9 protein-coding genes are annotated in these 12,444 nt (G+C 57.8%); 2 read left to right on the forward strand and 7 right to left on the reverse strand.

What is annotated here, in order from left to right:
• Positions 1 to 65 precede the first annotated feature (65 nt).
• From Mal52_RS02245 to Mal52_RS29545, 5 genes are all read right to left on the reverse strand, one after another.
• Entirely contained in the window at positions 66 to 4,244 is a 4,179-nt protein-coding gene (locus Mal52_RS02245) for a DUF1592 domain-containing protein (RefSeq protein ID WP_145374021.1), read from the reverse strand.
• Entirely contained in the window at positions 4,241 to 4,927 is a 687-nt protein-coding gene (locus Mal52_RS02250; protein WP_145374022.1) for a FadR/GntR family transcriptional regulator, read from the reverse strand. The genes Mal52_RS02245 and Mal52_RS02250 overlap by 4 nt, the downstream gene beginning before the upstream one ends.
• A 307-nt stretch (positions 4,928 to 5,234) precedes the next feature.
• Complete coding sequence (locus Mal52_RS02255; RefSeq protein ID WP_145374023.1) at positions 5,235 to 5,750, reverse strand: hypothetical protein; 516 nt, start codon at positions 5,748 to 5,750, stop codon at positions 5,235 to 5,237.
• Between the two features lies 1 nt (position 5,751).
• Positions 5,752 to 6,771, reverse strand: coding sequence for a C1 family peptidase (locus Mal52_RS02260; protein ID WP_145374024.1), 1,020 nt, complete (start codon positions 6,769 to 6,771; stop codon positions 5,752 to 5,754).
• Between the two features lie 159 nt (positions 6,772 to 6,930).
• Positions 6,931 to 7,677, reverse strand: coding sequence for a hypothetical protein (locus Mal52_RS29545; protein ID WP_197534610.1), 747 nt, complete (start codon positions 7,675 to 7,677; stop codon positions 6,931 to 6,933).
• A gap of 179 nt (positions 7,678 to 7,856) precedes the next feature.
• Here Mal52_RS29545 and Mal52_RS02270 point away from each other — a divergent pair, with 179 nt between their 5' ends.
• Complete coding sequence (locus Mal52_RS02270; RefSeq protein ID WP_197534611.1) at positions 7,857 to 9,119, forward strand: molybdopterin-dependent oxidoreductase; 1,263 nt, start codon at positions 7,857 to 7,859, stop codon at positions 9,117 to 9,119.
• 20 nt (positions 9,120 to 9,139) lie between these two features.
• On the opposite strand, the gene Mal52_RS02275 is transcribed toward Mal52_RS02270, so the two are convergent.
• Positions 9,140 to 10,915 (reverse strand): CocE/NonD family hydrolase, encoded by a 1,776-nt coding sequence (locus tag Mal52_RS02275; protein WP_231962500.1) that lies wholly within the window; start codon positions 10,913 to 10,915, stop codon positions 9,140 to 9,142.
• Positions 10,916 to 11,023: 108 nt separating this feature from the next.
• On the opposite strand from Mal52_RS02275, the gene hspQ reads away from it, so the two are divergent.
• Complete coding sequence (hspQ, locus tag Mal52_RS02280; RefSeq protein WP_145374027.1) at positions 11,024 to 11,356, forward strand: heat shock protein HspQ; 333 nt, start codon at positions 11,024 to 11,026, stop codon at positions 11,354 to 11,356.
• 7 nt (positions 11,357 to 11,363) lie between these two features.
• Here the strand turns inward: hspQ and Mal52_RS02285 are convergent, their stop codons facing one another.
• A complete protein-coding gene (locus tag Mal52_RS02285) occupies positions 11,364 to 12,398 on the reverse strand; it encodes a Gfo/Idh/MocA family protein (protein ID WP_145374028.1) in 1,035 nt (344 codons plus the stop codon).
• Between the last annotated feature and the right edge of the window lie 46 nt (positions 12,399 to 12,444).

Raw genomic sequence — 12,444 nt, forward strand, 5'->3', positions numbered from 1 at the left:
GGACTGCTCCGGTTGGAATAATAATGTTCGCTAATATTCAGTTGTAAATGTCCGCGCCGCTCTATTCAATCGCCGACAAAATCTCGGCCGCGAATCCGTTGGAACTGCTCGCTCGATACAATCGCTTCGACAGCCACGTGGAATCGGTAATCGCCCGCCTTCAGTTTTTCTTGCATCGTGGCCAACAATGGCTCGTCCGACAATTGTACTTCCCGGCCCAATGCATAACCTAAGAGTTTGCGGCAGAATTGCCGGACCACATCGTCGCGACGGACCGTGAGCAGATAGTTCCGCAATCCCGCGATCCCTTCCATCGGTTGGCCATTGTCGAGGACTGTTTTTGTATCCGCCGGTTCCGGGCGCAGGCGGCCGATGGCGTCGTATTGTTCCAGCGCGAATCCGAACGGATCAATACGGACGTGGCAGGTGGCACACTCCGGAGCGGAGCTATGTTTCTCAATTAACTGCCGTGCCGAAAGTCCCGCCGGAACGGTTTCAGGCAATTGCGGAATATTCGCCGGCGGGCGCGGCAAACGCTCGCCCAGCAACGTTTCATAAATCCAGTTCCCGCGCAGAATGGGACTCGTCCGCGAGGCACCCGATTGACTGGCCAAAAACGTGGCCATCCCCAAAATCCCGCCGCGACCTTGCGCTTGCAGCCCTTCGACGCGCCGCCACTCATCCCCCTCAACACCGTCGATTCCATAGTGCTCAGCCAGTGCCGCATTCACGAACGCATGATCCGCGTTGAGCAAATCTAGAATCGAACCGTCGTTGCGGAACATATCTTCGAAGAACCGCACCGTTTCTTCATACATGGCGCCGCGCAGTTCCGCGAACTCGGGATACAACGCTTCGTTTTTATCGTCGTTCTGATCAAAGTCCCGCAGATGCAACCATTGGCAGGCAAACTGCACCGCCAACCGCCGCGTCCGTGGATCGGCCAGCATCCGCCGCGTTTGTTTTTGCAACACGTCTTCTGACAGCAGCGCACCCGAATCACCCGCTTCACGAAGTTCAGCATCGGGCAGCGACGACCACAGGAAATAACTCAGCCGATTTGCCAACTCCATGCCGGAAACTTCAGCCGCTGCGTCACCCGCCGGCGGGGTTTCGAGCCGATACAAAAATGCCGGTGAAGCCAGTACCCGTGCCAACGTCAATTGAATCGCTTCCTCGTGCGGAATGTCCGATTGGCGCAGCCCGTCATAAAGCTTGCGTAAATCCTCTTGCTCCGATTCACTCAATGGCCGCCGCCAAGCGCGATTGGCGAATTCCAAAACCGCATCAACGTGCGCCGGTTCAGTCTCTTTTAACCGCGTGCGAAACAGATCCGCTCGCGCATTGATTGGCCCCCGCATCGGCTCAAACGATTTCACCAAGTCCGGCCGATCCTGCGTGGCGAATTCATAGATCTGTTCATATGCCACCGTCAGCGCAATCGGTTCCTGGGCGACATAATACAGTTCATCCCACAATCGATCCAATTCAGCCACCTGCTCATCATTGAGCATCAACCGTTTGAGCTGATCGTCTTCCCGGAAATACAATGACAACGTAACCACTTCATCAACCGGCACGATCTGGGCATAACAAAGGGCTGCGGGAAACAGGTTGCGAAACTCCGCCACCGCTTGTTTGGCACGCTGCTGCGTTTTTTCATCTGCTGAGACGAGAATCGGCAGCGCCGGCGACGATGAGAGCGACACCGGTTTGGTGCTGAGAACTTGAAGCTGCACACTCCCTCCCGTAGCTGTCGCCGGATGCAATGTGCCGGATACGACAAACTCGGCTCCGCTTGCCAATTCTTTCGGCAGTTGCACTTCTAGAATCTGCGGCGCCTGCACGCATAGACTGGCTGGTTCAATGGCTGAGCCGTTGGGATGTTTGCCAAATTGCGCCGGGTCGATTCCAAAGGTCGAATCGCTTCCCGAGGCCGCTGTGCCGGCAACCGTTGCCCAGTGCAGTGGACCTTTCCAGTCGTTGAGCAATGTTCGTAACGCCCGGTCTGGTTCGCTGAGCGATGCCTCATCCGTCGTCGTTATTGCAGTCTGCACGGACTGCGCCAGCTGCTGGATTTCGTCGACCGGTTTCTCGCCGAGCACGGCCGCACGCCACTGGGCGAGGGCGGAGCCGGGGGGCAATAACGATTTGGTCGACCCCACATCCTCCGAGGCACCAAAGTGCCAAGTCTTCAAGTTGCCGTACGCATCGGGCAACGGGTTGGACTCCAGGATCCGATCAACGACATCGGTCGCTAAATCCCAAACGCGCGTTTCACCCCCGACCTCAGTCAGTTTCAAGGCCACATGTGTTGTGTCGCAGACATGTGTATTGTCTCGGGCGTTGATGATCAGCGACACGACATCTCCCGCGTGGATGGCCGTTTCCCCCTCGGGAGAAAATGTCTGACGCCGGCCGTTATCGACGGTGCCGCTTGCCAGTTGTGTCGTGCCGGTTTCCGCATGCAGTTCCACGCGCCAGGCAAACCCGTTGCCGCACTTGTCGTCCGCATCGGCGGCGAAGCCCTCAATCCGCACCTGTCCATCCAACGGGCTACGCCACGCGATGATCGATTCCTGCGTTGGCGTCGGATGCACCGTCACACCGCGAGCGGGTATCGTCAACGTCCGAAAGGTGACGTCCTCTTTGGAGCGATTCGTCAACAGGCTCGGTAAGTTCCCCGCAGCCCAACCGTTAATGGAATCATAATTGTGCAAGCTGGTTAATTTGTTGGTGAACAGCCCGCGAATCTCACGTTTCTCTTTCCGCTCCAACCCAAGCAGCGTCGACCACGCTTTGAGCAATTGCGGATTCAAACCGTTGGCTTCGGCGAATTCTTCCAACGTGGCCGTCGAGGCCCGCAGTTTGTCGACCCCGTCGAGATAAGCCGTCGTCCGTGGCCCTTCACTGGCCAGCGCCTTCTTAATACGCTCGTCCAGACCGTAGACATCGCGCAACAGGATCGGCGGGTGTGCTGCTTCCGACTCATCGGTCGGAAACTCAATACGTGGACGTTCCCAAATCACATAATCCCCGTCGCGTCCGTCTCCCAAATCATCCGCCGTGAGATACAGCACAACATCCGTATCGGTCGGCGGCAGCGCCAGCCGTATGTCCTGTCGCGTCGTAACTTTTTCGACCGGCTCCATCCATTTTTTTTGCACACCGTCGCCCGTCAATTGACCGATGGAGTTATATTTCCACAGCGCTTGCTGTGCGGCTGTGATTTCTGCAACCAATGCGGGAACATCCGCGGCTGTCGCCTGTTGCCATTTTTGGCGAAACCGATTGATAACGAACGAATCAGAAGATTCGGCCGCGACTGACAATGCGGTCCACAACATTTGCAAATAACGCGGGTTGAGCGAACGTTCGTTGGCAACCTGTTCGATCGACTTTTGGCCGGCAGTCAGGGCATCCCGTTCTTCGAGCGTGGCTGTTAGATATCTTTCGACAGGCAACAGCCCCTCTTGGTCAGTGTCGAATTTGGTGCCTTGCCACGTGAGAACCGTCCCATCCCCGCTTTGGGTGAACCGGCGGTAGAAGGATTGAATGCGGGCCAACAATTCGTCTGTGTGGTCACGTTTTGAAGTGTGCGGCGAAAAACGAATTCCGTCAGGCAACAACACCACATGGGCGGCCACATCTTTGGCAGCTTCGAGATACTTGGTGACCAGCGACGGCGACATTGCCTGCGCGGAGCCGGTGTTGATAAAGCCTTCCCCTGCGGCGCCGTCGATCGGAAATTCTTCGGTGGGATCAAGTGTGGCGACACCGGTCAGGTCGCGGATTGTATAATTATACTCCGCATTATTCAGCCGCCGCAGCACGATCGGCCCCGGATCGCCGGCGCGGGCATTGGCTTCGAGCGTGAGAAAATCCCGCACCCAACTCCGCAATGCTTTTAGCTCTGCTTCAGTCGGTTGCGCTTCATCACGCGGCGGCATCTGTCCGCTTTCCAGCATCTGACGAATCCGCAACCACGTTTTCACCTGCTTGCGCGCAGCGGCCATTGTCGGAATCGTCGAAAGGTCGACTTCCGCTTCCGCCAAATCCGCCGAGTGACAATCAAAACAATATTGCCGCAACAACGGTTGAATCGTCTTGCCGTAGTCTTGATCTAAAGCGGTCGCGGATTTCTCTTCGGCCGATGCGGACGGTAACTGCCAAGCCATCGACAGAGCCAACGCGCACAACACTGTGGGAACGCCACGACGAGCGAGGCTATCGTCGTTTCTCATAGACCTGCTCCAATCCGCTGCCGATGACTTTCTATGTGGGCTTTCAATTCCGCCGTGGCCCGCTCGACATTTTGGTCGCGTAAGTCCTCAACGATTCGCCGATGGCTTTCAAGGCCCGCTTTCCATTCCGCCTTTTTGACGCTATCGCGAAATCGACGAAAAAACACCTGCAATAAATCATCGAAGGCCACCAGCGGCGCGAGGCCGCTGGCTTGCATCAGACTGCGGTGAAATTCGATGTCGACTTCAATTTGCACCTCAAACTTGCGCGACGCACTGAGGCGATCGACGATGGATTTCAGCGAATCATACAAAGCGGGATCGTCCGCCATCCGCCGTGCCACATGCGGGAGGACACCGGTTTCGATGACGACGCGCGAGTCGATCAACTGATGCGGGTCGGCGGCGTGCAGGGCAGGGTGGAAGCCGAGGTGCTTGGTGACTCGCTGCAGGTCGATTTCCCCGACCGTCAGTCCGACGCCGGTCCGGGATTCGACAATCCCCAAAAACTCGAGTGCTTTGGTCGCCTCGCGCAGGCTGAGTCGGCTGACACCAAACGATTCGGCAAGCTCCGTTTCATTCGGCAACCGGTCTCCGGGAACCAGTCCTTCGGAAACGATATACGACTTCAGCCCTTCAGCAACCACATCCCGCAGCTTCTGCCGTGGCAGAGTTTTTAACATGAACCTCTCCGCAAACCAGAATCCCAACGGCACACGCGCCGTTTTTTGCCAGCATTCAGATTATCAGACAATCAGGCAATGTCAAGGATTCTGGTCCTGCAGGGGAACCGCTCTAAAAAGAGCAACTCGACGATCCGGGAGGGCGAAGCTCCCGCTGAGCCGCGCGCAACCAACGACTTTCACCGCGTTAAAAAGACTGCAACGAACCTGAAATGTGATAGATCATGGAAGGTTGCGGCATCTCGATTTGGGGGATCATCTAACGGTAGACAGCGGCTCGGCGGGAGCCTCGCCCTCCCGGATCGGTTTATCGAACATTCGACGATGCACGGATCTCCCCCGGTTCGGTCATTGGCACAGACGCTGTGTGTGTCGCTTCCCAGACACGACGAAAACCGGCGACGTCGTCGTTTTTTAGTCCCCACTGGTATTGATACCAGCGCCCATTCTCTCCGCGCCAATGTAGTGTTGGGTACGAGCGGACCCAGGCCGGGGCTGCTTTCCATTCCAGTTGGACCGGCAGCGCGTCGGCTTCGCGGTCTAGGCGTTGGCAGCCGGGGCAGGTGAGGCGGAAGTCCTTGTAGGCGAATACTACCGGTTTGGATTCCGCTCTTTCGTGGGCGGCCGCTTCGCAACGGCAATCTAAGCCGCAGGTGCATTTGCCGCCGGAGCTGCAATGGCACGGCCCGACGACCGACCACGAGAGCGGCTCCTCACCGGCCACTTCTCGTGTCGACGGTCCGACGATCCGCCAGTTGAGCGGCTCATCCGCAGTGACTTGGGTGCAACACAATCCAATGAACAATAGAGTAAACGTTCGCATCTTACTGGTCTCCAATAATCCGAAAATCCAATTCCTGTGATGGGAATCCCGCGAACGCGCTGAACGCAAACGAATCCCCTTGAGCGACGATGTACTCGACATCTTTTTCGCGAATCCAAAATCCTCCCGGCGGCGCATCGTCCGGCGGCGTGCCGTGCGCCGCTGCCCCCCAGGAGTTCAACACGTAGTAATACGGCTCACTGCCGGTTTGGCCGTCGTAACCGATGATGCACATTTGATGATTCCATGTGCCGCGGCGCTCATTCACCAGTCGTCCATCGACCTCCCGCGGTTGCATCCGCCCGCCCCAATCCGAAGCAATCGTCACCGGATACCCATTGCAAACCGCATCCCGCACATCCGCCGCCGAACGAACCGGAGCGACGGTCTGTACGGGGAACTGCTGCGCGAACTGTACGAATTCGTCCGGCGGTCCGCTGCGTCCCCATTTGCGCGCGACGCGACCATCGTACTCCGGCACCCCTGCGTGATCCGCCGGCAAGACCCCAAACCGCCGCGCCCCTTCGGCCGCCCACGCCCCGACGGATCCATCACCCGATATCCGCCCGTTGCCGATCAACACGCGGGAGACGCCGTAAAAATAGGGCGCGAACGAGGGATGAAAAGCACTGACCGGCGGTCCGCGGGCAATCTGTACGCATTGCAAATAATCGACCGCATTTTTCGCCCCCCAACTCACGCAATCTCCTACCTGCTGCGCTGTGTTGGGCAAGTGCTGCCCGTTGTTGATCGCTTTGACATAATCCCACAACCGCACGTTGGCCCGTTGGTTGTCTTGAGCGGCACCGACGATGCGAAACTTCGGCATCCCCGCCACAAGCGGCCGTGCCGCCCGTACCGCCGCGGGACCGGCCCAACCTTGGCGGACGGATTTGGGCGTGATCGTTACGTCGACGTCGACCGACGTCGTGATCGAAATCGTCAGCCCGGCGACCGAAATTCCAATCGCCGCCGCAATCCCCGCCTTCCAACGCATGCTCAGTCCGTTGTTTTGATTCATGTGACTTGTGTTTCAAATATGATGGCAATTGCTAGAGCAATAGACCGGTGAGAATTCAGTGGATTCATGTCGGAGGGCTGGATGTTCGAATTCTTACAAAGCTTCGCTGCGCACGACCGCAAGCGGTCGGTTTGGGAGGCGTGCTCTGGTGCGTAGTATTTATTTGACAGCACGGAGACCAATCGCGATTTCCCGCAAGCAGACCGCCCAGTCGCCGGTTTGTGCCAATCGCCCCGCTTTATAAAGTTCTTGCAACTTCAAGCCGATTGATGTTCCCCATGGCGTCCAAGCGAGCATCGCTGTACCCAGCGCCGCATTGTTGGCTGCCAAAATCGCCCGCAAAATCTCTTGTGGTTTCTTGAGTGTCCCCGCAGCAATCGAAGCGGCGACGGCGTCAGCCGCGTCAGCCAAGGCATGTGCCTGTCCCACGCGATTGGCCGAGTCGACCAATTGGGCCAAGTCGAACGCCAACTTTGCGATGCGAAACACACCATCCGGCACAGTGTCCGGTGCCGGAGCGGGCGGCGTTGGTGTCGGGGGATTTGGTGCGGGTGGTACGGGAGTGGGATTTGGCTCGTCGCCGATCGTCAATGTCCACTGCGCCTGATCAATTCCCTCAGCGGTGCTGCACGCCAAAAAAACGTGATACACGCCCGGCACGCTGGCAACAAGACATTTGCGCCCCTCTTCCAACACCAAGATCGTCGGTCGTCCACCCGGTAATTGCGGCGTCACGCTCCAGGCATAAAAGTCCGCCGCCGATTCCGAAGCATCCAGCACAAGAATATCGCCCGGCACTCCTCCGGTCGGCCCAGTCAGGATCGCTCGAGGCGGAGCCGCCATCGCCTGCGATATTATCCCCCACGTGCACATCACCACCACCACGACTCGGACAATCAATCGCATGTCAGACCTTCTTGCACGACGAGATTTTTTACTAGACGCCTCACTCTATGCGGCTGAGGTTGCGCGGCGCCTGACTGCACCGGCCCAGTGATGGACGCCGGCGCGCATGGCGTGTTATGATTTGCAGACGGCCTTTCCGTGCTCGCGTACAATCCCCTCTCCGCGTAAGGCATTGCGATATGAAACCGCAGCCCCACGATTTTCTCGCTCAGCACACATATCTCACGCGTCGGTTTTTCCTCCGCAGCGGCGCCGCCGGTTTGGCGGCGATGAGTACGTTGCCGTTATTTGCCAAGGCCGCCGAACGCGACCCTGCGCTGCAACAAGTGATCGATAATCTCGAAACGTGGCTGACGAAGCCGGATGACTTTCAGGACGTCTCCCGCGGTAATCCGCAACCACATTCCCTCGACGAAGCCCGCCGCAAAGAAGTCGGATTGACGCGCGACACATGGTCGTTGGAAGTTGTGAGCGATCCCGAAAACAAAGCTCGGATTCGTAACCCGTTGACGAAAGAAAAAAACACCGCCTTCACGTTCAAAGATCTCATGCAACTGGCCGAGACGCATGCGGTCCGCTTTCCCAAAATCATGACCTGCCTCAACATCGGCTGCCCGTTGGGCAACGGGAATTGGGAAGGGGTGCCGCTGCGGGAAGTGCTCTGGTTGACCAAGCCAAGCAAGGATCTCCGCCGTGTCTTTTACGACGGATTCCATAACGACGATCCCAAACAGTTGTTCCGCAGTTCACTCCCGGTCGGCCGTGTGCTGGAGGATATGTACGGCTTGCCGCCGGTGATTCTGTGCTACAAACTCAACGGACAATGGCTCTCGCCCGAGCGCGGCGCGCCGGTGCGGATGGTCGTTCCTGAGGCATATGGATTTAAGAGCATCAAATGGTTGTCGCACGTGTTTCTGTCAAACCGCGTGAACGCCAACGACACTTACGGTGAAAAAAACAACGACGTCGACAGCCCACTCAAAACGTTTTGCGAAACGATCTCGCTGCCTAAAACTATCAAACCCGGGCAGCCGATCCCCGTCACCGGCTATGCGCAAGTCGGCATCTCGGGTCTGCAGAAGGTGCAGGTCTGGGTGCAAAATGACGACGAAGAGCGGGTCGCCGGGGATAAGTATTTCACTAAGGCTCCCTGGAGCGACGCGGAAATTCTTCCACCGCCCCAAAACTGGGGCGGCGATATCGCCGACAATCGTATCCCAGTACCCACGCAAGGCTTTGACCCGGAAACGGGACAACCGCAAACGTGGCCCCTGCGGCTGTCGAAAGCCCACTGGGCGGCGCTGTTACCGGGATTGCCGCCGGGGAAGTATACGTTCCGTTGTCGCACGATCGACGACAACGGCGCCGCTCAACCCATGCCCCGGCCGTTCATGAAATCGGGCCGCGCCGCCATTGATCAAGTCGGCTTCACAGTCGAATAGCTTGGCAGGCACGCTCTGAATTATTCCGGCACCGGAGCGATGATGCGGGAGGCGTGTTCGCGGTTGTGGTGGATCGTGTTGACGGCACTCACGGCATCGTCGGGAAACTCGATGGTCAGCGGTTTTCCCGTTTGCGGATTCGGTTCGTACAACGGAGCGCCCGTGCTGGCGATGGTGACGCGGATGCGGTGTCCGGCATTGAAAATCTGACTCATCCAGCCCACCGGAAACGCGATTTTCGTTACTTCACCGGGTGTCATGAGTGTTTCGTGATCAAAGCCTTCGCGGTACCGCGCCCGCCAGGGATAATCGACAATCAAGATCGAACGTCCGTCGGGATAGACGTCGCTGATGCGGACGATAAAGTCGGTGTCACGGGCTGTTGAAGAGACATACAACTCGGCCTGCACGCGGCCCGTCCATTCGACTGGTTTCGTCAGCGGTTCGGTTGTGAACGTGCGCACTTCGGCCTGTTCTTCAAAAGGCCGCGCATCGGTCGCGCCGGGAAAACCGCGGCCGGGAATTTGCATGGGGTGCAGCGGGTCGGACGTGTAACTGGTGGATCCCCCATCGGCGGGCGGTGCCGCTGCCGAGAGCTTGCCATCGGTTTGCAAAAACATTTCCACCGGTTTTGCGGGCGGCGGAAAATCTTTGGCAGTTCGCCAGACATTGCCCGGTGCGTCTCCCTCACCGAGTGCGCCCATCACGTAGTACCGCACCGTCGGATCTTGTTCGACGCCGTTCTCTTCGCCCTTGAGATAATGATTGAACCAGCGGACCATGTGTTCGCGCACCGGCCAAATCGCGTTTTTGGGATAAACCAATTGACCGACGCGATTGCCTTTGTTCAGCCGCCCATGCAACCAAGGGCCGACAACCAATTGTTGTTTTCCCCGCGAGTTGGGGCCTCCCTGGTGTTGCCGTCCTTGAAAGCTGGCGATCGAGCCTTGATTCATAAAGTCGTACCAACTGCCAATCGTCATGCAGGGGACGTTCATCTTGTCGAAATGCCGCGTGCAGTCTTCGGCTTGCCAATATTCGTCATAGTGCGGATGGGCGAACCACTCGGCCAACAACCGCGCATTGTCCTCGGGGTCACGGCAAACGCCGGCCATGCCTTTGAATCGTTCCGGCCGTGTTGTCCCGCCGATACGATACCCTTCTTCGAACAGGCTCAAACCGGTATCGGTCATGTATTGGCAAACCAGGTGCGGCGGCTCAGTGACGGCCAGATAATTCTGCGCGTACCCGCCTTGCGAACTCCCGAAGGTCCCAATTTTGCCGGTGCACCAATCTTGGTCCGCCAGCCATTCGCAACTGTCGTATCCGTCTTGTAATGCGCCCCATTGCAGCGCGCGATAGCCGACGTAGGTACCCTCGGAGAGATGTGTGCCGCGAAAATTCACCAGCGCCACAACAAATCCTTCGCTCGCCAGTTCCGCCGCCGCCTTCCGCGTCGAAGTTCCCTGCAAACCGCCGTAGCGTTGTTCGAACAGCGCCGGCCATGGGCCTTTGCCTGCTGGGATATATAAGTAGGCGGACAGTTTCTTTCCGTCGCGCATGGGAATCATCACATGTTTTTCACGGACATCGCCGAGATCGATTTTGTCTGCGGCTGCGATGCTGCCGATGAGCGTCAGCATCAGAATTGCTGTTGCGAAACCGTAAAGAGACAGGCAGCGAATGTTGAGCGGAATACTTCGTGGATGCATGGGAGGGCCAATCTTGCCGGCGGGGATGATCAATGAGATGTCTTCCAGCTTAAACGCGTTGCCGCATTGCGTCGAGTGAGTCACGGCTGTTTTACCGATTTCGCATTTGGCCGTGACATCTGGTCGCCGTTTGCCTATGAATTACGCTGCACTACTTTTCCGCTACGCAGTACATGAAAGCCGCCGCCACCCATGATTGCAATCACGCCTCCCCCGCGACCGATTTTCGAACCTGGGCAATTGGTACAACATCGGCGATACGGCTATCGCGGCGTCGTTGTGGGTCGCGATGAAGCGTGTCAGGCGGACGCAGCTTGGTATGCCAACAACCAAACGCAGCCCGACCGCGATCAACCGTGGTATCACGTGCTCGTCCACGGTTCGCTCACTTGCACGTACGCCGCTGCGGAGAACCTGATGGCAGACCCCAGCGGGCGGCCGATTGATCATCCGATGGTGCCGCACTTTTTCAGCGAGTTCGTCGGAGGACATTATGTACGCAATGACGAACCATGGCCCGGATGATGCCTCATCAAACCTGGACCGTGCGTCCCGTAGCTGCCGCCTTGTAGATTGCGAATACCGTTTTCAAGGCGCGGAGACTGTCGGCATTGCTGATCGGCGGGTCGGTCATTTCGGCGCAGGCTTTGATAGCGGCATCGACGAACGGCGTATACCCGCGGGGTTGTTTCGAACCTTGCCACGTCTGCACTTCGCCCGCATGCGCGCCCTTAGCGGTGTACCATGTGAGCGGTTCGTCTTTCATCGACTCCAGATGCAACCAGCCGCCCGAGCCCCAGATTTTTATGTGTGAGTTGTACCCCTTGTCGAGATAATACCCCGAGGTCAGCGTGCCGAGCGTTCCGTTGTCAAACTTCAGCGCCGCCGCGGCGGAGTCCTCCACATCGATCGATTGCCCGCCGACATTCGCCGTAAAACCGGCGACCTCGGTCACGCTGGACTGCGTGATGTCCATCGCTAGATCGAGCCAATGGATGCCCAGCCATATCAAATGCCCGCCGCCCGCGCGATCTTTGTGCGCGAACCATTGCTGCTGATACGATTCGCGCGTCAGCCGGGTTTGGTCGGCAACCAGGTGCATTTCCATTCCGTAGATTTTGCCGATGACTCCATTGGCGATCATCCGTCGTGCTGCGGCGATCTCGGGATTCAATCGGTTGGCCAATGCCAGCATCAAATTACGGTGCCCACTGTCCGCCTTATGCACGAGCGGTTCAAAATCTTCTACGCGGATGCAAGAGGGTTTTTCCGCAAACACATGGCAACCCGCTTCGAGGGCAGCATCGATCACCGGCGGCGCCAGCTTGGCTTCCATCGTCACCAACACCATTCCCGGACGGTCGCGCTCCAGTAGCGTCTTGTGATCGGGATAGACCTGTGTGAGTTTGTCACCAAGAACTTTCCGCGCCTCTTTTTCCCAACGTCCGCCTGGATCGGCCAGGACCACTTCGCCGCACGCAGCGGACTTGGCCAACGCACTCAAATAAGCGGTGACATGGGCACCAGGGGCATGCGTGAGAAGTCCGACTTTAATGGCTTGGGGCATGGTGAATTGCCTTTTGATGTTGGCTTGTCAAACAGGTAGGCCGGGA

The organism is Symmachiella dynata, from assembly GCF_007747995.1.
Classification (GTDB): domain Bacteria; phylum Planctomycetota; class Planctomycetia; order Planctomycetales; family Planctomycetaceae; genus Symmachiella; species Symmachiella dynata.

Coding starts and splice junctions, on each gene's coding strand:
- Mal52_RS02245 (WP_145374021.1), bottom strand. CDS start 4,244: ATGAGAAACGACGATAGCCTCGCTCGTCGTGGCGTTCCCACAGTGTTG.
- Mal52_RS02250 (WP_145374022.1), bottom strand. CDS start 4,927: ATGTTAAAAACTCTGCCACGGCAGAAGCTGCGGGATGTGGTTGCTGAA.
- Mal52_RS02255 (WP_145374023.1), bottom strand. CDS start 5,750: ATGCGAACGTTTACTCTATTGTTCATTGGATTGTGTTGCACCCAAGTC.
- Mal52_RS02260 (WP_145374024.1), bottom strand. CDS start 6,771: ATGAATCAAAACAACGGACTGAGCATGCGTTGGAAGGCGGGGATTGCG.
- Mal52_RS29545 (WP_197534610.1), bottom strand. CDS start 7,677: ATGCGATTGATTGTCCGAGTCGTGGTGGTGGTGATGTGCACGTGGGGG.
- Mal52_RS02270 (WP_197534611.1), top strand. CDS start 7,857: ATGAAACCGCAGCCCCACGATTTTCTCGCTCAGCACACATATCTCACG.
- hspQ (WP_145374027.1), top strand. CDS start 11,024: ATGATTGCAATCACGCCTCCCCCGCGACCGATTTTCGAACCTGGGCAA.
- Mal52_RS02285 (WP_145374028.1), bottom strand. CDS start 12,398: ATGCCCCAAGCCATTAAAGTCGGACTTCTCACGCATGCCCCTGGTGCC.